At 39.0% G+C, this 25790-nt stretch carries 15 protein-coding genes; all 15 read right to left on the bottom strand.

Annotated elements, in window-relative coordinates:
* Window positions 1–21 precede the first annotated feature (21 nt).
* The 15 genes from AAEY88_RS09870 to sdhC all read right to left on the bottom strand — a co-directional run bounded on the left by AAEY88_RS09870 (window position 22) and on the right by sdhC (window position 24690).
* Window positions 22–1839: a hypothetical protein gene (locus AAEY88_RS09870; RefSeq protein ID WP_350561915.1), complete on the bottom strand. Its 1818-nt coding sequence runs from the start codon at window positions 1837–1839 to the stop codon at window positions 22–24.
* A gap of 158 nt (window positions 1840–1997) precedes the next feature.
* Window positions 1998–3668, bottom strand: coding sequence for a hypothetical protein (locus AAEY88_RS09865; RefSeq protein WP_350561913.1), 1671 nt, complete (start codon window positions 3666–3668; stop codon window positions 1998–2000).
* 13 nt (window positions 3669–3681) lie between these two features.
* Complete coding sequence (glf, locus tag AAEY88_RS09860; RefSeq protein ID WP_350561911.1) at window positions 3682–4779, bottom strand: UDP-galactopyranose mutase; 1098 nt, start codon at window positions 4777–4779, stop codon at window positions 3682–3684.
* A gap of 12 nt (window positions 4780–4791) precedes the next feature.
* On the bottom strand, window positions 4792–8295 hold the full coding sequence (locus AAEY88_RS09855; protein ID WP_350561909.1) for a glycosyltransferase family 2 protein: 3504 nt from the start codon (window positions 8293–8295) through the stop codon (window positions 4792–4794).
* 67 nt (window positions 8296–8362) lie between these two features.
* On the bottom strand, window positions 8363–9847 hold the full coding sequence (locus AAEY88_RS09850) for a hypothetical protein (RefSeq protein WP_350561907.1): 1485 nt from the start codon (window positions 9845–9847) through the stop codon (window positions 8363–8365).
* A 65-nt stretch (window positions 9848–9912) separates the two neighbouring features.
* Entirely contained in the window at window positions 9913–10953 is a 1041-nt protein-coding gene (galE, locus tag AAEY88_RS09845) for a UDP-glucose 4-epimerase GalE (RefSeq protein WP_350561905.1), read from the bottom strand.
* Between the two features lie 107 nt (window positions 10954–11060).
* Window positions 11061–11939: a succinate--CoA ligase subunit alpha gene (sucD, locus tag AAEY88_RS09840; RefSeq protein WP_350561903.1), complete on the bottom strand. Its 879-nt coding sequence runs from the start codon at window positions 11937–11939 to the stop codon at window positions 11061–11063.
* A gap of 122 nt (window positions 11940–12061) precedes the next feature.
* Window positions 12062–13228 carry an ADP-forming succinate--CoA ligase subunit beta gene (gene sucC, locus AAEY88_RS09835; RefSeq protein WP_350561901.1) on the bottom strand — a complete coding sequence of 389 codons (1167 nt, stop codon included), beginning with the start codon at window positions 13226–13228 and terminating at the stop codon, window positions 12062–12064.
* A 154-nt stretch (window positions 13229–13382) separates the two neighbouring features.
* Window positions 13383–14834, bottom strand: coding sequence for a dihydrolipoyl dehydrogenase (lpdA, locus tag AAEY88_RS09830; protein ID WP_350561899.1), 1452 nt, complete (start codon window positions 14832–14834; stop codon window positions 13383–13385).
* Window positions 14835–15082: 248 nt separating this feature from the next.
* Entirely contained in the window at window positions 15083–16345 is a 1263-nt protein-coding gene (gene odhB / locus AAEY88_RS09825; protein ID WP_350561897.1) for a 2-oxoglutarate dehydrogenase complex dihydrolipoyllysine-residue succinyltransferase, read from the bottom strand.
* A 247-nt stretch (window positions 16346–16592) separates the two neighbouring features.
* The gene (locus AAEY88_RS09820) at window positions 16593–19460 is read right to left on the bottom strand and encodes a 2-oxoglutarate dehydrogenase E1 component (RefSeq protein ID WP_350561895.1); all 2868 of its coding nucleotides are present in this window, start codon (window positions 19458–19460) and stop codon (window positions 16593–16595) included.
* A 1274-nt stretch (window positions 19461–20734) separates the two neighbouring features.
* The gene (locus AAEY88_RS09815; RefSeq protein ID WP_350561893.1) at window positions 20735–21445 is read right to left on the bottom strand and encodes a succinate dehydrogenase iron-sulfur subunit; all 711 of its coding nucleotides are present in this window, start codon (window positions 21443–21445) and stop codon (window positions 20735–20737) included.
* A 226-nt stretch (window positions 21446–21671) separates the two neighbouring features.
* Complete coding sequence (sdhA, locus tag AAEY88_RS09810; protein ID WP_350561891.1) at window positions 21672–23522, bottom strand: succinate dehydrogenase flavoprotein subunit; 1851 nt, start codon at window positions 23520–23522, stop codon at window positions 21672–21674.
* Between the two features lie 374 nt (window positions 23523–23896).
* Window positions 23897–24283, bottom strand: coding sequence for a succinate dehydrogenase, hydrophobic membrane anchor protein (sdhD, locus tag AAEY88_RS09805; protein ID WP_350562073.1), 387 nt, complete (start codon window positions 24281–24283; stop codon window positions 23897–23899).
* A 20-nt stretch (window positions 24284–24303) separates the two neighbouring features.
* Window positions 24304–24690: a succinate dehydrogenase, cytochrome b556 subunit gene (gene sdhC / locus AAEY88_RS09800; protein ID WP_350561889.1), complete on the bottom strand. Its 387-nt coding sequence runs from the start codon at window positions 24688–24690 to the stop codon at window positions 24304–24306.
* Window positions 24691–25790: the final 1100 nt, after the last annotated feature.

The raw sequence follows: 25790 nt of genomic DNA, 5'->3' as shown, positions 1-25790 counted from the left end.
CCTTTTCAAACCCGTAAATAGTTAAGATATATTTTTTATTTTTTCATTGATTAAAATTGTGCTTATTGAATTTTCTTTATTTTCAACTATTTTTTTATAAAAATCTACATTAATATCTTTTTTCACATGTATATCATTTATTAGTAGCACAAGAGCGGCAACTATACTTCCTTGATTTGCTGCACTGTTGAAATACTCGATAAGATGCGTCAAAGGTGTTGTATCATTCCATTGTATAAGTTGCGCGAGATTTTCTAAGCTCCTGAGCTTATTATCTCTTAATTGACCTTCTAGATACAAATCACCTTTTGCAATTTGATTATCCTTATAATATAAAGACACTAAAAATATTTTATAATAAAAATTTTCATCATCTAAACTGATACATTTTTCTAAATAGACAATTTTATCAGATATAGAAAGACTCTCTTGGAATTTATGCACAAACTGTATAATAGAGAAAGACTTTATGAGTGGGTTAATTTTATCAGAATATAAAAAACCTTCCTTATTTCCATAAAAGTCATTAAACGCTTTCAACCTGCTATCTAATTTAGGGGTATATTCATAACCACTTTTTCTTTCTCCACCTCCTATCCAAAGAGCTAAGATGGCAAAACCAGAAAAACCCGCAATAACTATCTGACATCGAGACATTAGTACGATATCAAATAAAGCAATTTGAGATTCATTATAATATTTTTTGATAAGATTTTTAGAATACAATATATTGTACTTATCAGCTAAATAACTACAAAAATCATCGTCTTGTCCAAAGATAACTATACTAAACCCCTCTTTTATAAGATTCTGTATCGTATTTTCTAAAAGAAAAAATGGAATTATTTTTGAATAAAAAGCAGGTTCCCATCTATATCGACCAAAAATTATATCGCCTGCTCTAATATGTATAGCAACAACCTTATCAGATAGTGGTATGCTTTCTGCGTGGCTCTTAGCTAGTAATACTTTCTCACTAAAGCCTACTTTATTAAACGCTTTTTTATAGTCCATACTATTAAAATTAGTATAAGGATAAGGTAACATCTTTGATATATTACCTTGCTGTACCAAAAAACCATCGCAATTTTTTACTTGAGCTTGGTTTATTGATGACAATTCTTTGAGCGAATACAACTGCATTTCTTTAATTTTTTTGCGTTCCATTATGTGCTGTTTTTGAAAGTTTTTACTGAAAATTAAATCTTTTTCGTTAGTAGCATGGAAGTCATTATTATTAGTTTGCCATGAGAATATAAAGTTACCATTATTTTTTTCTGCTAAGAGCATAACATTTAATAGTGCCCTCAGCCTTTCACCCATTCCATCCGCTCTATTTGCAACGAAATTATTTTTTATATTTCTTAAAGGGTCTTTAATAAGAAATCTAATATTTGATAAGTGTAAGTAATTTTCTTTGAGTAGAGTTATTTTTAACTTTTTCAATAAAACCCTACTTTTTAGTGGAATAGTTAAAGGCATACTTTCAGGAGAACTACCAAAAAAAACCGTGCCAAGATATAGTAATACTTCGTTATCATCTTTATCGTAAGCAGTTATTCTTAGTTTAGAAGCTATTTCATCAAAAGGATTTTTCTTACGATTATTAATGACAATATACTCAACAGCAATTAGAGACTTAAACTCAATCTGCCACCACGGGTTTAACTCTTTATCAGTATGAAAAGCAAAGTCTTTATATACATTATTAATTACGGCACGTTGAGCATCATTACCTTGAGACCACTTCGAAGTTGAACTCTGGATAGCAGTACCTAAATTACCTATATCTATTAATTTCTCACTTTCACATAGATTTTTAATAAAATCACTTGACATTTCAAAACCTTAAAATAACGACACTATTAATAATAAATAAATTGAAAGTATTATCACTGACTCTAAATATTCTACTAACAACCATTTATAAAGAAAGTAGATATTATTATACCCATGTAATTAAAAAACTAATACTTGTTGTTATAAAATGACTAGTATTAATTCATATCACTCATAAATTCTATTAAGATAAGAGAGTGCATAAAGCTTCCCGGAGTTTGTAAGTTATCTATTGAATTTTGGAAGTCAATAGATTCAAATTTTTGATAGAATTTATTTATGTATGATTTTCCAAAATAATACTCGATAAGCTCTTTATTTTTTTCTAAAGACATAAATGCTTTATCACGTAAGATCTGTAATGGGGAAGAATACGAACTAACATCCAAATCTATGGGTAACTCAAATAGTAAATCTGAACGCTCCTCATTCTTAGACCAATATATCTCTCCACGCTGAATATTATCCTCAGTATCTATAATAGGAAGATATGATATATTTTTGTCAGTCATCCCTTTGCTAGGATGATCAAAAGGAATGTATAATAATTTATTACTATTATTGTACATTACGTCATATAGACTCTGTCCAGACTTTATTTCATCTTTAGAACTTAACTGGCTCAGTTTATCAAAATACTTACTACCTAAAACGGCGATTTTCATTCTGCTTCTAGGACTTTTTATAGTGTGACAGGTAGATCTGAACTCTTTATAATGTAAAACTGAAACATCTATTTCACTATCTTCTTTAAGGACAGATGAACTTTCGTCTATCTGCTTTACCCATTCTGTATATCTATCCTCTGAAGAAAAGAATTGTTTGTATTTTTCTATATATTCAGAAAAAGTTGAATACTTACTATCAGAGGTACCTGAATAAAAGTTTCTATTATCTCCTCCTCCTTCACCACCAATTTCCATCAATTTTGATTTAAAGTCTGTTATAGGAAATACTATAGGGCTATACCTACCAACATTGAAATACTTCCAAACAGCGTAACTATCTTGTGCTGAAGGCTTATCTAACTGATATTTTTTATCAATTTTAGTGTTTAAATTAAAATCGAATAAAGAAACTAGGCGTTTTGCAATCTCAAAGTCTTTAGTATGCTTTGGATTTGAGTTAATTTTAAGTCTATTATTACTTTCGGCATCTTTAGCTACCTTTGCATTATTCATCATAAAAGATAATAAGCACCTGCTATCCAGACCACCTGATAAATCATGGTGTAATGCTATGTCTTTATTAGAGAGGATAGTCAGATATCGACTTCTCCATATTTCTAAGCAATTTTTTAAAGCAGTTTTATAGCTCTCTTTAATCTCAGGACTTTTTTCTCTTTTAGTTATATATATCTGATTATCATTATCATCTTTAACTAAGATAATATCTCGGCTAATGGGTAACACTTTAATCTCGTTAACAAAGGTATTGTATGACGTCAACTGCAAAGCTAACGCCAGTTCAGACTTCCAAATCTCAACGTTAGATTCATTATAACTTACCGATATACCTTTATCTTTTAGGTGCTCAACTATGTAAATGATAGAGTTACTCACGCACCAATAATCCCCAGCATCATAATAAAATAGGGGATAATAGCCATGATAATCTCGGCTCAATCTATATTTATCTTCACTGATCTTATCAATTAATATATAGTTTCCATCTTCATAGCTATTGTAAGTAGTATGCTCTTTAGAGAAATCTTCAAAACCTTTACGGCCTATAACTAGGTTTACGCCAAAAAATGCATAACCATCAAAAAAATTGTGAAAATTAAGATTACTATCAGGGGATATAAATAAAATCTCATTATGCTTCATAGTAATCCTTTTTTTAAATTTTAAAGTGGTTCGCTAATTCTAAAGCTTCTTTTATAATGACATCCATATCTAAGTATCTAAATGTACCCAATCGACCTACAAAAGTTACTTTGTCTTCCTCTGCAGCTTTCGCTCTATATTGAGCGATTAGTTCATTACCTTCTAACAAATTAATGGGATAATATGGGATATCTTCTGGCTCACACTCTCGGCTATACTCTTCGAAATAAACTGTATTTTTATGCTCTTCCCATGTCGCAAAGTGCTTATGTTCAGAGATACGAGTATAAGGAACATCTTCATCACCATAATTCATCACAGCGCAGCCTTGAAAGTCACCTTCAGCATATTTCTTGACAAAATCTAATGTGCGGTAAGGCAGGCGACCGTATTCATAATCATAAAACCCATCAATAGTACCAGAGTAGAACACATGATCATAATCTGCTACTTGTGACTTATTAAAGGCAGTATTCAGATTTATCTTAATATTATGATGGTTTAGTATATTAGCGACCATAGCCGTATAGCCTTTAAGTGGCATTCCTTGGTACTGATGAGAAAAATAATTATCATCATAGTTAAAACGCACAGGTAGGCGCTTTAAGATACTAGCAGGTAAGGCTTTTGGATCTAATCCCCACTGCTTCTTAGTGTAACCCTTAAAAAATGCCTCATAGAGATCCTGACCTACGAATCGCAAAGCTTGATCTTCAAAGCTTTGTGGGTCTGTAATGCTCATATCAGCTTTTGATTCAATAAAATATTTTGCCTCTTTTGGCGACAAAGTTTTATCAAAAAACTGATTAATCGTCAGTAAATTGATAGGTAACGAGTAAACATGACCTTGGGTAGTGCTTTTTACACGATTGGTGTACGGTTGGAACTTTGCATATTTATTGACATAATTCCACACCTCTTCATTATCGGTATGAAAGATGTGAGGGCCATAAACATGAACCATAACATCCGTCTTATCATCACGCTCAGTATGACAGTTACCAGCAATATGGCTACGTGCCTCAAAGATAGTAATTTTATGTCCTTGTTCTGCTAATTCTCTACCAATTACTGCACAAGATAGTCCAGCACCTGCCATTGCAATATCCATTAGTTATTCCTTTTACTTATAAGCTTTAGCTAATTTAAGATCTTTGATCACATCGTATTCAAAAACTTCTTTAAATAAAATCTTAATTATTTCAATCATAGTATCAATGTGGGTATTTTTACCATACCCTTTCTGCTCTTTTTTATCGTAGTAGTAATAAAGTAACATTATAATATCGATTTTAGACTTAATTGACTGCTCTAAATCATGCATTGATAAAGAGACAAGTAGGCAAGTAAGCATTTGGTTTAAAGCAGCCTTAAATTTATGAATATTTTCTAAGTTTAAGTTCTCTCTAGGATGTAACTTAGTAAGGTCGTACTTCGATACATATTTGTCAGTAAGTGAATTTGTACCATACAAGTATAAGGTTACATAAACTCTAACGTCGCTACTACAAGTATTAATATCAGTAGTCTGAGAAATAAATACTTCTTTGTGAAGAGTGCTGATTTTTTCATAGGTCTGAGCTTTATAAAGAAGTTTCAAAATGTCTGCTTTATATGAACTCTTAGAAAGGTTACTTCTTAAGTACTCCACTTCTACACTATCAATATTATCTGATATGCCACGTGCTCTGGTATGTGATCGTGTTCTACCGTCAACCGCTGCCTCACTGTTACCAGAATGTAGTCTAAACACCCCTGAAGATATTGTAAAAGAACCTACATCTTTAGAGATATCATACTCTAACTTTTTTTCCCAAGGATATAAGTATACAATTTTATCCCAAGACCCCTTAAACCCAATACGTTTAAACAGCTCAACTTTTGGTTGAGATCCATATACCCTGTTCTCATTAAAAATCTCTAAAGCATCTTGTCTAAATGAAATTTGGGGCTCTTCGACACTATTAGTAATTGAACTGTTACGGTCGATCAAATCATTATTAGTTACACGCTCCATTGGCGTCAATACATACTTGGCATCTGTTGAATCAAGGTTTTTTATGAGCATATTAAAGCTTTGATCTGAAAGAAAACAATTACCATCCCAAGGCATAGTCCAACGATGATGGTTTTTGCCATGAGCTAGAGCAAAGTTTCTAGATCCATTATTATTCATCAGATAAGCATTTTTTAATCTTCGAACAGCAGTATTACATATCAAAGTATGCCAAGCACTTTTCTTCTCAAACCAATAATAGCTGTTTGGCATAGTTGTTAAGTCATAGCCTATATTTTTGAAATTCTCAAGATTAAAATCTATAACTAGATAACTAATATCATGCTTCTGAAGGTAGCTTATTAAAGTCTGCTTAATATCCTCATCAATGATTCTATTCAAAACAAAATACTTATCTACGTCTTTATAATTAGATTCATGCTCAACAATATGTCGCAGACTGCCTAAGGACTGATTTTCAACATGTAAACCATTTATACTATTGCCTATTATCCGATAAAAACCGATATTTGAGTTTATACCCTCAACGTTATTGTGAAGTTTTTTATTCTGTATTAGCTGATCAATACCATCAATAACTTCTTTTTGTTTAATCGCATAATCACTCTTCAGCTCACTAGGAATTCTATCTGCTGCCCAATTTAAAAGATTAGTTATAAAATTTTTCCATATGGGAAGTGCTTCATCAAATATTTCATATTTCTCTAGAATATGTTGAGTATAGCGTTGAGCCTCAAATACCATCATACGTCTTTCATCTACTATATTTGTAATTTGCTCCCTTTCTTCAAACTTTCTATGATTACAAACTGCTTTATCAAAAATACCTATCTTTTTTGCTACTGCTAAACTGTGCCAATGATAAGGAATATCATTATGTACGACCGTTTTACCAAAAAATATATTCTCATCATGTAAAAGGGTTGTTTTTATTATTCGAATCCAGGGATAATTGATCATTCCAAGAGCAAGTAATTTTTTCTCTTTATTACTTTTAGCTTTAAGTAAACGTTCCCAGGTTTTTTTATCTGAAGTAAACATCTCGTTAAGACTGTCTTTTTCATAATAGTGTAGATTATACTTAAATAAAGTTAAGTCAAAATCACTTTGCTTAGAGTAAAGCACCGCTTCTTCTAAATTCTTAATATCAACGGTATCATCAGCATCTAAAAAGTAAGTATACTCCCCCGTAGCAAGAGGAATTATTGAGTTTCTCGCTGACCCTGCACCTTTATTATTCTGCGAAAAAGAATAAAAATTTTCGTACTTATCTGAAAATCTATCGATTAACATTTTAGAGTTGTCAGTAGAACCATCATCTATTAAAAAGACCTCGATACTTATGCCTTTAATAGATTGAAGATTCTCTAAAGTGTTCTCCAACAAATCTTCACAGTTATATACGGGTATAACAATACTAAGGTCTACACTGTTATTTTTAATATTAAGTTTATCTAAAGTTTTTTTAAGGCTAGGAATCTGACCATAAAGTTTGCTAGTAGGTATTTCTGAGAGACTCATTATTCGCTTGGCCAGACTATATATTCTGGTTCCAAATAAACGGGAAATCGACTCATCATTCTGTCTTTCAATTGTCCATTTAATTACTTCCAGCTTTCTTAGAAGCTCAATCCAAAAAATATCATCGATCTCTGTATCTGATGTCAGGAAATAATTTAGAGTTGTATTGATATGTTGGATATGAGCGATTAGTTTATATTCATCAGCCCCCATCGTTTGCCCAACTCTATCCATTCTATGATAGGCTACAATATAGTCGATAATAACTATTTTTTTAGCGTTAATAATGACAAGCCAATGTAACGGATTATCCTCGTAAAAATAATCTCCCTCGGGAAAGTGTATGTCATATAATTTTAGAAAACTTCTTTGATAAAGTTTACGCCAAGGGACAGCTGAAAGCTTAAGTACCGAGGGATATTCTTTAGGATTAAAACATGTATTTAAAGGCAATCCAGCCCATCGTTCTTTGTCATAAGCTGGCTCCACTACTCTTGTACTATTATTAAACGTACAGAAATCTGCTAGGACTACTTGGGCTTGTGTTGATAATGCAGTTGTCACCATTTTTTCAATTGCACTTTTATCTAAAATATCGTCACTATCGGCATAAGCAATATAGTCGCCTTTAGCACTATCTACCCCTATATTGCTCGGTATGCCCGCTCCACCAAGAGTGTTGAACTCTAGGTTAATGACCTTAATACGGCTGTCTTGCTTTTCAAACATTCTAATAATGTTTAATCCATTATCAGTAGAAGCATCGTTGACGATAATCAATTCTATATTTTTATAAGTTTGATTTAATACCGACATGATACTTGCATCTAGATACGGAGCAACGTTAAATACGGGCATAATCACACTAACTAATGGGCCGTCTAACATAGATACAATATCAATGTTAGGAGCATCTACACTCTTAACATTAAGCGAATCAGGACTTTTATTTAGTTTACTATTAACCAGTTGAATATTGAACTGAGCTTGTTCATAAAGTGGATTATCGTTTGTAATCTCTTTATAGCTTTTTAGAGCCTCTTCTAACTTTCCTGCTTTAAACAACTGATTTGCTTTTTTAATATCCACTTAAGGCCTCTAATTTCTAAGAATAAATTAATAACTATTTAAAATTATATTAAATAGCTAGTAGAGATTACTTCTTGAATTTCATTATTTCTTTACTTATATTTAATGGTAACGCTATAAACTTCCTTGGAGATTCTAGACTTTTTGTAACAGTGTTACCAAGCTTATAAGATAAATGACCTCTTAATTTCTCAACCTCTAGGATATCATTTGCATTTTCTAATGCAGGTAAACTGATTAGCTCTTGCTCTATCTCTTTAAATTTATGATACTCTTTAGTTAATACAGCTGGTAATAAGACCGCATCTTTTATTGTCTTAGTTCTTATCATTGCGGCACCTAAACGATAGGGCAAATCATTTTTGGTTCTACTTTCTGGACTGTGATATATAGTTACAGGTTTTGCTGAGGCAGCTAAGGCTTTTACTGTTGCTTTAGCCTCAATCACTATATTTTTATTATAACTGTCTTCTAGTAGATCTTGGGTCTTATGTAATTCTTCAGTCAGCCAGCTAATTTCTTTATTAAAGGTGTGCTTTAAATTTTCTAGCTCTTGGATATTTTCTACTATAACCTTATTATGTTCTAGCTCTTTATTGCCTTTTTCAGTATCTCTTAATCTTAAAAGCTCTATATTTATATCTTTATTTTCTATTTTTAAAGTTTCTAGCTCTTTAAGTATATCTTTTATAACAATATCTTTATTATTAATTGTTTCCTTTAATTGCCTAGTCTCTAAAATTTCTTTTTCTTCTAAATTATTTGCTAGATTATCTATTGATTTTTTACTATCTATTAGCGCCTCAACTAATAGTTTTACTTCTGGCTTTTTAGTCTTATAAATACTACTACTTTCTATTAAATCTCCTTTAGTTAATAACACATTGAAAATAGAGATAACTTTAGGATAGTTTTTTATAAGCTCATTGACAATTAATTTAGAAGTTATATTCCCGTTGCACTCTAAATCTGTTTTTTCTACTCTAGAATGAATGCCAGTTTCCCAACCACTTTTTAGTACTAAAGAATCATTCAAAGATTCTAATAACCCCTTAGTTTTTACAATTTTTTTAATGGCAGCTTTGCCCTCTAGCAACACGCATTTATCTTGATTTTTATTCCAAAAATCCAACATCGCACTATGGTAAGTAAGCCATTCTTGCATCACAGTATCGATATTCGTTTCGGTTAGCTCCTCAAGCTCTAGATGAGAAAGCAACTTCTGCGGATGATCAAAAACTAATACGAATCGACTATTTTTATCCAAAGACGCCCAGTAAGGTAGCGCTAGCAAATTACTGCTAGCTTCCCAGCCCCAACTGTCTTGATCTATATTAGCCAATAAGAAGTCTACCGCCAAATTATCCGCCAGTTTATTGGTAGTGTTATCCTGAGAGCGACCTATGATTTTATTCAAAGTATCTGCTATTTGATTTGCTGATAGCTTTTGGACATTGGATGGGTTTGCTCTGTTTAAACCACGCTCATATAACATTTCAATCAACATAGCCGAAGACGATGAAGGATGTCCTGTCTGAATAATAATGCTCATAGATGCCTCAAGGCTTTTAATTAGTTATAACTGAAATGAATAATACAGTAGCGTCAAAATAATTGTCACTCATACCCATTTGGATTGGTACTTTGCCAGTGCCAAGTATCGGCACACATATCAGTGATAGAAAGCTTAGCTTCCCAGCCTAATAAGGTTTTGGCCTTAGTAGCACTAGAATAACAGCTGGCAATATCACCAGCGCGGCGATCAGCAAACTGATAAGGAATATTTTGTCCGGTCACGTCTGTAAAAGCAGTGACCAGCTCTAATACTGAGCTGCCTTTTCCGGTACCTAGATTAATAGGTAAGAAACCTACTGAACTGTTTTTTTCTGAGCTATCTTGCTGTTCTAAGTAATTAAGGGCCGCCACATGACCTTGGGCAAGGTCAGTGACATGAATGTAGTCGCGGACCCCAGTACCATCTACCGTCGGATAGTCATTACCAAAAATGCTGAGCTTAAACAGTTTACCGACAGCGACTTGGGAAATATAAGGCATGAGATTATTAGGAATATCGTTGGGATCTTCACCGATCTGACCGGACGCATGGGCACCGACTGGATTAAAGTATCTAAGAGTAATTAAATTCCAGTGTTTATCGGATACCGCCAGGTCTTCTAAAATATGTTCAACGACCAGTTTGCTTTGGCCATAAGGATTGGTACAAGAGCGCTTCGAGTTCTCATCGATAGGTAAGGTCTCAGGATCGCCATAAACCGTAGCAGATGAGGAGAAGATAAAGTTTTTAACCTCATATTCCGCCATGACTTCAAGCAAGCTGATCGTGCCGCTAACGTTATTGTTATAATACATCAAAGGTTTAGCAACAGATTCGCCAACGGCTTTGAGTCCAGCAAAGTGAATCACCCCAAAGAACTGATGCGCGGCAAATACCTTCCGCAGTGACTCACTATCGCGAATATCACCTTCGATAAATTCGATGGGCTGATCGATCAAGGTAGAGACTCGGTTAACGGCCTCACGACTGCTGTTAGATAAATTGTCATAAATGACAATATCGTAACCTGCTTGATGCAATGCAATACAAGTATGGGTACCGATATATCCCGCACCACCTGTTACTAATATTTTATTTTTCATACCCTCACCCAAAGCAATTCTTAAAATAAAAAAACACCCCATTGTAGGGGTGTCTTTGTAGTTTTTCAATACAGTTTTAGTAGTTACTTAATAGAACTCTGTCTATATTACTGCCAGCCAGTAACTTCTTTTAGCTTATCACCAATTTTTGAGGGATCGCGAGTATACGCAATGCCCGCATCTTCAAAGGCTTTGAATTTCTCTTCTGCAGTACCTTGACCACCTGAGATGATCGCGCCAGCATGACCCATACGCTTGCCTTCAGGAGCCGTAACCCCAGCGATATAACCAACCACTGGCTTAGTAACATGGTCTTTGATATAAGCGGCTGCTTCTTCTTCAGCCGTTCCGCCGATTTCGCCGATTAAGACAATAGCTTCGGTTTGTGGATCATCTTGGAACAGTTTCAGCGCGTCGATCTGGTTCATACCAGGGATAGGATCTCCACCGATACCGATACAAGTTGACTGACCAAAGCCCAGCTTAGTAGTCTGAGCAACTGCTTCATAAGTCAAGGTACCAGAGCGTGAGATAATGCCCACTTTACCCGGTAAATGGATATGACCCGGCATGATACCGATTTTGCACTGGCCTGGCGTGATAACGCCTGGGCAGTTAGGACCAACCATACGTACGCCGTCTGCTTCTTCGATATAGCGCTTGGCTTTTAGCATATCTAAAGTAGGCACGCCTTCAGTGATCACAATGATCAGCTTCACGCCAGCATCTACTGCTTCAACGATAGAATCTAGTACGAAAGGTGCGGGTACATAGATAACAGAAGCATCCGCTTGAGTGGCTTCCATCGCTTCTGCCATAGTGTTAAATACTGGCAAACCTAAATGCGTTTGACCGCCTTTACCTGGGGTAACGCCGCCAACAATTTTAGTACCGTATTCGATCGCTTGTTCAGAGTGGAACGTACCGTTTTTACCAGTGAAACCTTGGACCAATACTTTGGTGTCTTTATCAATTAATACACTCATTAGTTTTTCCTTGTATTCGGTTGTCTTGTAATAGCCGCAGCTTGAATAAGAGGGTGACAGACTGCTTATTAAATAAGCCATGAAGTCTCGATAACTAAGCGCACGCTATTACGCGTTGGCTACTATGCTTTGACAGCATCGACAATTTTTTGCGCAGCGTCTGCTAGGCCTTGAGCTGAGATCAGCTTCAGTCCAGACTCTTCTAGAATCTGAATGCCTTTTTCAGCGTTGTTACCTTCTAAGCGGACAACCACAGGTACTTGTACATCGACTTCTTTGATCGCCGCGATAATCGCTTCGGCAATCATGTCACAACGTACGATACCACCGAAGATGTTGATTAGAACCCCTTCAACGCTGCTGTCTTCAAGGATAATCTTGAATGCTTCAACAACGCGATCTTTAGTTGCCCCGCCGCCAACGTCCAAGAAGTTAGCAGGCTTGCCGCCATACAATTTGATGATGTCCATAGTCGCCATAGCAAGACCGGCACCGTTTACCATACAACCGATATTACCTTCTAAGGCAACATAGTTTAGGTCAAACTCAGCGGCTTTTAGCTCGCGCTCGTTTTCTTGTGATTTATCTTGCAACGCTGCAATTTTAGGCAGACGATATAAGGCATTTGAATCGATACCAATTTTGCCATCAACACAAACAATCTCGCCGTTTTCACGAACCGCTAATGGGTTAATCTCTAATAAAGCAAAGTCGTTTTCAACGAAGGCTTGATAAGCACCGGTCATCAATTTAACGAACTGATTGATTTGTTTGCCTTCCATACCCAATTTGAACGCCACATCGCGCGCTTGGTAAGGCATTAAACCTACTAATGGATCGACGTTTACTTTGAAGATTTTTTCTGGGGTAGTGTTAGCGACTTCTTCAATATCAACACCGCCTTCGGTTGAGGCCATGAAAGTCACACGACGCGTAGAACGATCGACAACCGCACCAAGATACAGTTCAGTCTGTACTGGGTACATGTCTTCGGCAACCAATACGAAGTTAACCGGTTGACCAGCAGCATCCGTTTGGAAAGTCACTAAGTTAGTGCCGATAAGCTCATCAGTCACTTGCTTGGCTTCTTCACGAGTCTTAACCAATTTAACGCCGCCCGCTTTACCACGGCCACCCGCATGTACTTGCGCTTTAATAACCGCGATGTCAGTTGGGGTTTTATCAAAAGCAGCTGCTGCTTCGTCGCCACTATAAGCAATGATGCCTTCTTGAATGGGCAATCCGTAGCTTTTTAGTAGCTGTTTTGCTTGATACTCATGTAAATTCATTGATTGTATCCTTTATTTTTTACAATTAATAAAAAGTGAAAGTAAGTGCGCGACCATATTCGTCTGGCGCACTGACTTGTGACCGCAGTAGCTTCTAATTTTCATAATGATAGTGAAAGCTAAATGCCACTTTGATCAGGTTATAGCACGTTCTTTATTTACGCTTTTTACGCTGGATGGCGTGAATAGCGCGTCCATCTGCCGATAAAGCGGCTTCATGGACTGCTTCTGATATGGTTGGATGGGCAAAGGTCATCAGCTGCAAATCTTCGATACTAGAGACAAATTCCATCGCAATCATACCTTGATGGATGATATCACCCGCACCAGCAGAGATGGCATGCATACCGAGCAAGCGATCGGTTTTGGCATCAGCCACAACTTTGATCGAACCTTGGGCTTCGCTTTGGGCCAATGCACGGCCGTTAGCAGCTAGGTTAAAGGAACCGGTTTTGACTTCATAGCCAGCATCGGCTGCTTCTTGCTCAGTCAAACCAACCCAAGCAATTTCAGGATGGGTATAAATAACGTTGATAATAGTATCATAGTTAACCTGCGCTTTTTCGCCATGCATACGCTCAGCGACCATCATGCCCTCTTCCATCGCTTTATGCGCCAGCATTGGGCCACGAACCAAGTCACCAATGGCATAGACACCGTCAAGATTGGTTTTGCACTGATCATTGACATCGATCAAACCACGTTCGGTCAATTTAATACCGCTGTCATCACCCAGCAATTTTTCAGAATAAGCACGGCGACCAACACAAACGATGAGTTTGTCAAAGCGCTGTTCTGAGGTTTCGCCTTGGTTCTCAGTCGTCACCACTACTTCATCGCCTTGGACTTCGGCATTGGTCACTTTGGTATCGACACGGATATCGAGGCCTTGCTTTTTAAACATTTTAGCCGCTTCTTTGGCCATATCTTTATCAACGGCTGCTAAAAGTTTAGGTAGGGCTTCATAAACAATAACTTCAGAACCCAAACGACGCCAGACAGAACCAAGCTCAAGACCGATAACACCCGCACCGATGACGCCTAAACGCTTAGGTACTTCGGTGAAATCAAGCGCGCCGGTTGAGTCAACGATACGGTCGCCGTCAGTTTTGGCAACGGGGATATCGATAGGCACAGAACCTGCCGCTAGGATAACGTTCTTAGCAGTGATAGTGCTTTCTGCTTCGTCAGCAAGAGCAGTAAATTTAACTTTTTTATCGCTACCTTTACCGTCAAGTAATGTACCCCAGCCTTGTAGCCAGTCGATACCATTACCTTTTAGTAAAGCGGCAATACCGCCGGTCAATTGCTTAACGATACCTTCTTTACGGGTAATCATTTTTTCAATATCGATAGCAACGTCGCCAGTACTGATACCATGCTCATCAAGGTCATGCTTAGTCGCTTCATAGCGATGTGAGCTATCCAGTAATGCTTTTGATGGGATACAACCGACGTTTAAGCAAGTACCGCCAAGAGCAGGCTCGCCTTTATAAATACGTTTTTCGATACAAGCCACGCTCATACCAAGCTGTGCTGCGCGGATAGCCGCTTCGTAACCACCAGGACCGCCGCCAATGACGACTAAATCATAATTGTCTTTCATAATACGTTTCCATATTTAATTTTATTTATAGTTAAGTGAGTAGTCAATTCAGTTTATTAATAAACAAGCCACATATCAAATGTCAGGCGCATAGTTAATACACTATTTGAGTAGATGTGCTGATATAGCACTTATTTATTATAATGAATATTGAAAATAACTAGAATAGCTGTCTATAGAGAATCTATCTATCATAGACGATAAAGCAAAAAGCTTGTATCAGCGGTTGCCAATACAAGCTTATGAGATTATAGGTCTAATAGCAGCAATGATGGGTCTTCGACCAGATCTTTAATAGTGACTAAGAACTGTACTGCTTCTTTACCATCGATCATACGGTGATCATAAGAAAGCGCCAGATACATCATCGGTAGAATCTCAACCTTACCATTGACCGCCATTGGGCGATCATTGATAGCGTGCATTCCTAAGATAGCGGTTTGCGGTGGGTTCAAGATAGGCGTTGACATTAACGAGCCAAATACCCCACCGTTTGAGATAGTAAAAGTACCGCCAGTCATATCATCTAGACCAAGCTTACCTTTTTGCGCCAAACCGCCAAGCTCACGAATCTTACTTTCAACATCCGCCATGCTCATCTGATCGGTATCACGTAATACCGGAACGACCAAACCGCGATCTGATGAAACGGCTACACCGATATCATAGTAACCGTGATAAACGATATCGTCGCCATCTAATGAGGCATTAACGGCTGGGAAGCGTTTAAGCGCTTCAGTAGCCGCACGTATGAACAAGGACATAAAGCCTAGACGGACACCATGACGTTTCTCAAAACGGTCTTTATATTGCGCACGTAAATCCATCAAAGGCTTCATATTGACTTCATTAAACGTGGTCAGCATCGCCGTATCTTGTGACGCTGATAATAGACGCTCAGCCACACGCTTACGCAAACGAGTCATCGGAACGCGTTTTTCGCTACGTTCGCCCGCTGACTCAGCGACAGGACGACCGCTATCAGTGGTGATACTGCTATCGGCTTTTAGGGTGGGGCTGGACATGTCGGTTTTAGTAACACGGCCGCCGCGACCACTACCTTCAACATCTTTTGGATCGACGCCACTTTCTTTAGCTGCTTTACGCACTGCTGGGCTTTGATCTTTATGATCGGCTTCAACGCTGTCTTTTTTATCGGTGCTTTTTTTGTCAGTGACCTGTACCGGCTCACCACCATCTGCTGCTTGTTTTGCTTGAACCGGAGCCGCAAGTTGGTCTGGGTCTACCGCAGGAGCAGGAGCGGCACTAGCGCTGGCACCCGCTTCAAATTCTGCGATCAACTCATCAGACAATACTGTATCATCGACTTGCTTAACGATTTTGGTTACCACGCCATTATCTGGCGCCACCACTTCTAATACTACTTTATCAGTTTCGATCTCAGCCAATAAGTCATCACGGTTAACTTGTTGACCTTCAGTGACATGCCATTCAACGATTGTGCCATCGGCAACCGATTCTGGAAACACGGGGGCTTTAATCTCAGCCATCGATATACTCCTTAGATTTGGATTTTACTATTTATTATTAAGTCGTGATAGGCAGTCAGCTACTATTATAGTGGGCTGGCTGTCATCGCCTGATGCGGATGCTGCTATATACTGATGTTTCTAAATACTTGTATTTCTAAGTACTAATGCTTCTAAATACTAATGCTTCTAAGTACTAATGCTTCTAAATAGAGATCGTTAGCGTACTGAATAAGTGACTAACGATGCTCTAATTAACTATCTTAATTTATTTAGACAACTCATCGACACTAACACCCAAACCACCAGCAATTAACGCTTGTTGCTGTTGGACGTGTAGTTTCGCAGAACCAGTCGCTGGAGCCGCACTAGCAGGACGCGCTATAGGCTCTAAAACTTTTGCTTTGGTTGGATGCGGTACTACGATGCGATACATGTCTGGAGCCAAGTAATACCAAGCGCCTTGATTCAGCGGCTCTTCTTGGGTCCAAACAATCTCGGCTAAGTGGCTGTATTTTTCAATTTCAGCAATTAAGCGTGCTTCTGGTAGCGGATACAGCTGCTCGATACGGACAATAGCAACATGGTCAAGACCTAACGCGCGGCGCTGCTCTAGTAAGTCATAATAGACCTTACCACCACATAGCACTAAGCGGGTGATTTCATCTGCATTTTGCTGATCCATCTCTGGCAATACGGTTTCAAACTTACCATTAGCCAGCTCTTCTAACTGCGAGGTTGCCAGCTTATGACGTAACAAGCTCTTCGGTGACATCACAATCAAGGGCTTACGAATTGGGCGTACCGCTTGACGGCGAAGCGCATGATATATTTGCGCTGGCGTGGTCGGAGTAATGACCTGCATATTGTCTTCAGCACATAACTGTAAGAAACGCTCAAGACGCGCTGAAGAATGCTCAGGACCTTGACCTTCAAAACCATGTGGCAATAGCATAGTCAAACCACAAACCCGCTGCCATTTGGTCTCGCCACTGGCGATAAACTGATCTATCACTACTTGGGCGCCGTTGACGAAATCACCAAACTGCGCTTCCCAAACAATTAAGGCATTGGGCACTGTGGTTGCATAGCCATATTCAAAGGCCAATACTGCCTCTTCTGACAATAGCGAATTATAGGTAGCAAAGCGTGCTTGGGTCTCGCTCATATGAGCAAGCGGCACATACATACTGCCATCATTAATGTTAAATAGTTCGCTATGACGATGGGCGAAGGTACCACGGCCTACGTCTTCACCTGTGATACGGACTAAAACATCATCATTATCGACTAGAGTAGCATAAGCTAAGTTTTCAGCGGCGCCCCAGTTGAGTGGTTCTTCGCCCGTTTGCATCGCTAAGCGCTGATCGACAACTTTTTGTACTTGGCGCTGTAATTTAAAACCCTCGGGCAGCTCTGCCATACGGCGACCATAGGCTTTTAATTTTTCAATATCGACACTGGTATCCCAGTCGTCAACTAAGTCATGACCGAGATAAGGGGCCCAATCAATGAACAGCTCAGTATTAGGCTCAAGCACTAAAGAGTTAACCACATATTCGCCACGATCTAGTGACTCGCGGTATTCATCTTCGTACTTTGTTTCTTCTTCATTGTTGAGAATGCCATCTGCAATGAGTTTTTTTGCATAAATAGCCCGAGTGGTTGGCAGTTTTTTAATCACCGCATACATAAGTGGCTGCGTTGCTGAAGGCTCATCGGCTTCGTTATGGCCGTTACGGCGATAGCAGAACAAATCAATGATGATATCTTTACCAAATTCATGACGATAATCTAATGCCAATTGAGCCGCAAATACTACTGACTCTGGATCATCACCATTGACATGCAAAATCGGCGCATGTACCATTTTTGCGACGTCAGTACAGTATTCTGTTGAGCGCGCATCTTCTTGACGACTGGTAGTAAAGCCCACTTGGTTATTGATCACAATATGCAGCGTGCCGCCTGTGGTATAAGCGCGGGTTTGTGACATCTGAAAAGTTTCTTGTACCACGCCTTGGGCAGCAAATGCAGCGTCGCCATGCACCACAATCGGTAATACTAAGTTACCTGTAGTATCTTTACGACGAACTTGGCGCGCGCGTACTGAACCCTCTAACACAGGTGAGACAATCTCAAGATGTGAGGGGTTAAAAGCCAAGGCTAAATGTGCTTCACCGCCTGGGGTCATCACGTTAGATGAATAGCCGTTATGGTATTTGACGTCGCCTGAGCCTTTTTCTGGCTGTACTTTACCGTCAAACTCATCAAATAGATCTGCTGGGTTTTTACCTAAAACGTTAACCAGTAAATTTAAACGTCCACGGTGGGCCATACCGATGACCATCTCTTTGGTACCATAACCGCCAGCCCGTTGGATGATCTCATTAAGCGCCGGAATAAAGCTTTCGCCACCTTCTAGACCAAAACGCTTGACCCCAGTATATTTGCGCGCCAAATACTTCTCTAAACCTTCGGCAGCGGTTAGACGCTCAAGAATAGACAGGCGTTTTTCGTTATCAAATTTGATATAGCCTAAATTGGTCTCAAGGTACTGCTCCATCCAGCGTTTTTCGGTGCTGGTGGTAACGTGCATGTATTCCACACCGATATAACGGCAGTAAACGCGCTCCATGATTTCAATAATCTCACGTAGCGGGGCTTCAGCCTTACCAATACTTAAGTCGCCAGTCGGATAGACAGTATCAAGGTCAGCTTCTGATAGGCCATGATAGGTCAAGGTTAAATCTTCAACCGCAGGGCGCGGTTGTAGCTCTAATGGATCGAGCTGAGCACGACGATGGCCACGGCGGCGATAAGCAGAAATAAGCTGTTGCACGCCCATTTGCTTAGGGTCAACGCAGTTGGTTAAGCTTGCAGCCCCTGAACTACTGGGGGCAGCTGAGCCTTTGTTGGCAGTTTGATTTCGGGCTAACAGTAAGAATTGCTCTTTAATGGCGTTGTGCTTCGCATCGCTCGGAGATTGGTACTGTTTGAAATAATGCTGCCAATCCGCATCGACGCTATCAGGGTCGCTTAGGAATTGCTCATAGAGGGATTCAATATAGTGGGCGTTGTCAGCGGCGAGTTCAGTATGTTCTACGTCAGCTGCTTCTTTAGTTATACTATTCATAATGATCGTCTATTTGATAGATAAATGAATGGAATCGTGCTTATTGTTGTGTGATCCGTCGTATGCTGGGCGCTTGGACAAATTGGCATCAGATATTAGAAAGTGTTTGCTAGGAATGTGGTTGCTAATAATAATTTATGGCTTAGAAGATAATGCATACTGTCTGTATCTATAATACGAACGTACGATAGATTCTTAAAGTAAACAATTATGGTCATATCAGCTATCTTGATTGTTTAACTGTTGGTACATTAACTATTTGTGAACATCCGGTCTTGTTTACTGCCTCGTTTCACAACGTTAACTTATATATAATGATGTCAGCTCCAATCAATATATTAATAACAGAATTTAAATAAAAGGTTATTTTACTTAACAGGCCAATATAATAGCCACTCCCTGCTACAACCGTTCTTTTCTTGACTAATAACCGCTGTCTTTGTGCTAAACATAAACTGCTATCTAGAGTAGCATGCTAAATTTGCCTGCCATAGTTTGTTTATTTAATAGTAGGTATTTACATAATGAATATCTACTATCAGCGCTGTTCTTAGTGTAAACATATTTCTACTACTCATAGTAAATCACTCATAAGACAATCAGTAGATCATTCATCAGACAAAACTAAAGGCAATTAGTAGTAGATCAAACCAACAGTCGCTATGATAGCATTTCTACAAACGTATTTTTGTGCCAACTTAGCAGATAATGGCTTTATTTTATCGAGTTCTGAACGACAGGGTAAATATCTAATATGATGTAAAAATACTTAGTACTATAAACCTAATAGGTCATATAAACTTAAGAACTAACGTTAGGAACCAGTATCATTATACCGTTAGATCAAGGAGCAGACATGGCTTCTTACACGCTACCAACGTGATGCTATTATAAACTTACATCAAATTAGCTATCAGTCATGATTAAGCATTTCTAAAGCGGCAAGGGTTCAGCCACTTTAAAACAGAGTCAGTATGATTGGTATAAATTTTTCGAAGCCTCTGGAGTGGCGCAGTCACACAGCAAGCGAGGAAAATTTGTACCAGTAGCCCATTATTGTGCCTGTACCTATTTTATTTTGAACTGACCATATCCATTTTATTTAGGTCTGACTATATTAATCGCTATTGTTAAGACCAGATACTTAACGGTTAATACGAGGCTATAGCCGTTGCCTACTTCACAAAAAACACCCGCCAACAAAAAACACCGTCCCATTATAGGACGGTGTTTTTTATTAAGACATTATATAAAATTACTATAAACCGCAGAACTTAACCCGCTTGATCAATCAGCATATTACGTAGATGACCAATGGCTTTGGTAGGGTTCAGGCCTTTTGGACATACTGCGACACAGTTCATAATACTGCGACAACGAAACAAGCTGAACGGATCGTCTAAGCGCGCCAAACGAGCTTGGGTGTCAGTATCACGGCTATCGACGACAAAGCGATTGGCGTTCAATAGGGCTGCTGGGCCTAAGAATTTATCAGGATTCCACCAAAAAGAAGGGCAGCTGGTTGAACAGCACGCGCATAAAATGCACTCATACAAACCGTTCATCTTTTCACGCTGCTCAGGTGACTGTAAACGCTCAGTTGGCGGCGCTGGCTGGTCGTTGATCAGGTAAGGATGGACTTTTTCGTATTGCTCGTAGAATTGGTTCATATCGACAACCAAATCACGAACCACAGGCAAGCCTGGTAGCGGGCGAATGGTAATTTTTTCCGGCAAGGTATTCATGTTAAGTAAACATGCCAAGCCGTTTTTACCATTGATGTTCATACCATCAGACCCACAAATGCCTTCACGGCAAGAACGGCGAAAAGTGATGGTTTCGTCTTGTTTCTTTAGGCGTAATAACAAATCGAGCAACATACGATCTGAATCTAGAAGCTCGATCGTATAAGTTTGCATACGCGGCGCTGCGTCCTTATCAGGATCGTAGCGATAGATTTCGATGGTGCGAGTACCTCGGCTCATAATGCTAAACTCCACACATAGGTGATGGCGGGCGTACAAAGGTTGCAGCATGGCAGCGCTAGCAGTCAATCGTTATCGATAAAACAGTAGCGCTGGCATGAGCTTGTAGCTGGCGGTCATCTTTAATAAATTAATGAATCTTAAAACGTTATTGCTGAATGGCTTACTTACTTAATTATTTGGCGACTTACTTATCATACGTAAGCTAACCGTACGCGAACGATACTTAGTAAACGCGAACTTTTGGCTCAATGTAATCAACCGTCAGCGGCACAGTACGCACGGGCTTATAGATAACACGATTGTCTTCTGAGTACCATAGCGTATGCTTCATCCAGTCGTGATCGTTACGACCGTTTGGTGCATAGTCATCATCTTCTGGGCGATCGTAGTCTGATACACTATGCGCGCCGCGGCTTTCATGACGGTTAGCTGCTGATATCATGGTCGCTTTAGCCACTTCATAAAGGTTTGCGACTTCAAATGCCTCAATACGCGCGGTATTGAATACTTGTGATTTATCGGTTAAATGGATTTGATCAATTTTTGCGCCCAGTGCTAGAATTTTTTCAACACCTTCGTCCATCATAGCTTGCGTGCGGAATACGCTAGCATGCTTTTGCATGGTTTCGCGAATCTCGTCAGCCACGTCTTGCGCATTGTAGCCTTCAGTTGACTGTTGTAACTTATCTAAACGGCCAACAGTGAAATCGAGAACCCGAGGATCAAGAGGCTTATAGGTATGATCCGCATGATGATATTCATCAACAATATGTTTACCAGCAGCACGGCCAAAGACTAGTAAATCAAGCAGTGAATTGGTCCCTAAACGGTTGGCACCGTGGACGCTCACACAAGCACATTCTCCAATCGCATACAGACCTTTAACCACATTGCCTTTGGTATACAGTCCTTCGTCGTCAGTACCCGCTTCTAGATCAGGCGTTATGACTTGACCGTGAATGGTGGTAGGAATACCGCCCATCATATAATGAATAGTCGGGATAACCGGAATAGGCTCTTTGGTAATATCAACGTTCGCAAAGTTTTTGCCAATCTCAAATACTGATGGCAGACGCTTCATGATAGTTTCAACACCTAAGTGAGTCATATCCATAACGATATAGTCAGCATTAGGGCCACAACCACGACCTTCTTTGATCTCTTGATCCATAGAACGCGACACTAAATCACGCGGGGCCAAATCTTTAACAGTTGGCGCATAGCGCTCCATAAAGGCTTCGCCATCTTTATTACGTAAGATAGCCCCTTCACCGCGGCACCCTTCAGTCAATAGTACGCCAGCGCCTGCCACACCCGTTGGGTGAAATTGCCAGAATTCCATATCTTGTAGTGGTACCCCAGCACGAACCGCCATGCCGATACCGTCACCGGTATTAATATAGGCGTTGGTAGATGCCGCAAAGATACGACCAGCACCACCCGTTGCTAGGACAGTAATCGGTGCTTGGAAGACCGCGACCGTACCAGTTTCTTGCTCAAGAGCGATAACGCCATTAATATTGCCGGCTTCATCTTTGATCAAATCAAGTGCAATCCACTCGATAAAAAACTGCGTGCCTTGCTCAAGGTTTTTCTGATATAAAGTATGCAGTAGCGCATGACCGGTACGGTCAGCGGCGGCACAAGCGCGTTGGACGGCTTTTTCGCCATAGTTTGAGGTATGACCACCAAACGGACGCTGATAAATTGTACCGTCTTCGTTACGGTCAAACGGCATACCCATGTGCTCAAGCTCATACACTACTTTTGGTGCTTCACGGCACATATATTCAATAGCGTCCTGATCACCCAACCAATCTGACCCTTTAACGGTGTCATAAAAGTGAAAATGCCAGTTGTCATTACTCATATTACCAAGGCTGGCACCAATACCACCCTGAGCGGCAACGGTGTGCGAACGCGTTGGGAATACTTTGGTGATTACCGCAACATTCATGCCCGCTTCGGCCAGATGTAGTGAGGCACGCATACCTGACCCACCGCCACCAACGATGATCGCGTCATAGTTAAGGGTTTTGATGTTGCTAATGGTATTATCTTGTCTTGTTGCCATTGCGATTTTCCTAATGCCTGTTGATGCTTTTGGAGTAAATACAAAGATTGTCTAATAGGCCATGATATCTGTACTGCTTTATCTCTCTCATACCCAGTTATCACGCCACTGACTTAAACAGTGCTGCTTAGACAACCCTCAACCACTTACTAAAATTTGCATATTCATGGTTATATAGGGGTTAGCTTATGGAATTAGGAGCTCATCATTTTACAAGCTGCTACATAAGCTAGTCATTAATTTATAAGTTACTATATAAGCCAGCACAACATAAACTTATGACTCTTATATAGCTATCAATAAACTGCTTTTAAACACGGTAACCGTCAGTAAAACTGACTGAGCAGTCTTGCAGTATTTATAAAAATTATAAGTTAAACAGCAATGACCCCAAAGCCATTACCCCAAAAAATCATAATACCCCAGAAGAGATAGACTAAAATGGCGATAATCATTAAGGCTTGTAGGATCAGACGCAAACCGGCAGCGCTTGAGCCCATTTTGCCTGTGGTGATATAGTCAGTAAATACCGTCCACATCCCAACCCAAGCATGTCCAGCAAGCGCAATAATAGCCACTAAGCTAAATAGACGCATCGGTAAGCTGGTCATAAATGCTGACCATTCAAAAAAATCCACATTACCATGGGTTAAAAAGAAGCCCACTAGTACCACACTATAGACGGCTAAGACTACAGCACTGATACGCTGGACAATCCAATCACGTGAGCCTGATCCTGTCAGACCGGTAGCGCTTTTGATTCCTGAATCATTTTTCATCATTAGAACATCACCCATACAAATGAGGCGGCGATTAGAAGCGCTGCAATAACAAAGCTGATCACGGCCGCAGTACGGCCAGATTTTAGCTCTTCATTCATGCCCATATCACCAAATAAGTGCTTAATACCCATCACAAAGTGATAAGCAATCGCTGCGACAAAAATCCATGCCAAAAAGCGGATAAGCACATTATCAAACACAGTCTCAAAACTCTCAGGCGATGCCAAAGAGGTCTGTAGTAACCACAACATGATAGGAATTAATAAAAATAAGATAATGCCAGATATACGATGTAAGATTGAGGCAATCGCAATCGGTGAGCTGTTAACGCTAATCACTTGGCTCAGAGGCAAATTAATGGGTCGGTTGCTTTTCACAGCGGGCATCCTTTTTTGCAGTTATATCCGGTAGCTGCTTATGATTTGGTATTTCTCTACCAAACACACTTAACAACACACGAGACGAATAAAGTAAGGAAGAGCTAGCTGACCTTGCTAAGGTTGCGCTATAGGTTAGTGTCGATATATGTAAATATAAAAATAGTAAATATAAGCATCAGCAGTGACTACCTCATTAATAAATACTACCTTTGATGACCCGCTATCTATAAATTCCTTACGGTTTTTTATAAACTGATTACTATCGGCTACTGGCAGTCAGCTCCAAAACAGTAAGCACGCTGGTCATGTATGGGTTAAGGTCAACTATCGGTTACAGTCATGTTTTGACTGAATCAATTACTTGGTCTATTTTTAGTAATGGCCTTAACGCAAAAAAGATAACGCTTCTAGGTCATCTTTATCATAGCATCTCTTGTTAAGGTAAACTTCACGATTACCACTATAAAAATAGAACAATTAACTTTAACATTCAAGCCCTAAACTATTGTTAAGCTTATAAATATACCAGTCAATGGTAACAAAATATGAGCGGCTATTTTGTATAAGTACCTATTTTGTTTCCCTGGTTTTAAGAATAGCTTTCCAATGAAATGAATAGTTACTATCAACATTTTTCAATTTGCACAAAGCCAGTACCAGTCAAATTGTGCTAATTATAAAATGCTTGGCCAACAATTACAAATTTATCCCCTGAATAGTGAATATCAACCTCATTTTAACAAAAAGATAGCCAGTAGTAACATTACTTCTCTGCTATTAACCCTAGATAGGTTATTGTCAAATAAATTCAATTCAGCTAATACTTATGCGCTGTCTGTTTTTGCCATCAACGCGCAAAAGTTTACCCTTACAATATTCCTAAAAAGATGCAGATTTCACAGCGTTAGTCGTCTTTATTATAATCTTTCAAAAAGGATAGTTTCGTCCTAAATAACTAAGCAGACATATTTTGATACAAAAATTACAATGGGTAAACACCCTGAAACCACGTGAATCATGGCCATTGGTAAGAAAACTCTTTTCAAACAAGGGATGTTTACTGCTAATATAGCCCGAATATTAGATTAGTTAAATTTATGTTTGTT

The sequence above is a fragment of the Psychrobacter sp. CAL346-MNA-CIBAN-0220 genome, assembly GCF_040309805.1.
Classification (GTDB): domain Bacteria; phylum Pseudomonadota; class Gammaproteobacteria; order Pseudomonadales; family Moraxellaceae; genus Psychrobacter.
The sequence above is the reverse complement of the archived record's forward strand: the minus strand, read 5'-3'. Positions and strand labels throughout refer to the sequence as shown.

What these genes read in the sequence shown, in the direction of transcription:
- odhB (WP_350561897.1), bottom strand. Translation starts at nt 16,345, where the DNA reads ATGGCTGAGATTAAAGCCCCCGTGTTTCCAGAATCGGTTGCCGATGGC.
- glf (WP_350561911.1), bottom strand. Translation starts at nt 4,779, where the DNA reads ATGGATATTGCAATGGCAGGTGCTGGACTATCTTGTGCAGTAATTGGT.
- AAEY88_RS09815 (WP_350561893.1), bottom strand. Translation starts at nt 21,445, where the DNA reads ATGAGCCGAGGTACTCGCACCATCGAAATCTATCGCTACGATCCTGAT.
- sucC (WP_350561901.1), bottom strand. Translation starts at nt 13,228, where the DNA reads ATGAATTTACATGAGTATCAAGCAAAACAGCTACTAAAAAGCTACGGA.
- sdhA (WP_350561891.1), bottom strand. Translation starts at nt 23,522, where the DNA reads ATGGCAACAAGACAAGATAATACCATTAGCAACATCAAAACCCTTAAC.
- AAEY88_RS09870 (WP_350561915.1), bottom strand. Translation starts at nt 1,839, where the DNA reads ATGTCAAGTGATTTTATTAAAAATCTATGTGAAAGTGAGAAATTAATA.
- sucD (WP_350561903.1), bottom strand. Translation starts at nt 11,939, where the DNA reads ATGAGTGTATTAATTGATAAAGACACCAAAGTATTGGTCCAAGGTTTC.
- lpdA (WP_350561899.1), bottom strand. Translation starts at nt 14,834, where the DNA reads ATGAAAGACAATTATGATTTAGTCGTCATTGGCGGCGGTCCTGGTGGT.
- AAEY88_RS09865 (WP_350561913.1), bottom strand. Translation starts at nt 3,668, where the DNA reads ATGAAGCATAATGAGATTTTATTTATATCCCCTGATAGTAATCTTAAT.
- AAEY88_RS09850 (WP_350561907.1), bottom strand. Translation starts at nt 9,847, where the DNA reads ATGAGCATTATTATTCAGACAGGACATCCTTCATCGTCTTCGGCTATG.
- AAEY88_RS09820 (WP_350561895.1), bottom strand. Translation starts at nt 19,460, where the DNA reads ATGAATAGTATAACTAAAGAAGCAGCTGACGTAGAACATACTGAACTC.
- galE (WP_350561905.1), bottom strand. Translation starts at nt 10,953, where the DNA reads ATGAAAAATAAAATATTAGTAACAGGTGGTGCGGGATATATCGGTACC.
- sdhC (WP_350561889.1), bottom strand. Translation starts at nt 24,690, where the DNA reads ATGCCCGCTGTGAAAAGCAACCGACCCATTAATTTGCCTCTGAGCCAA.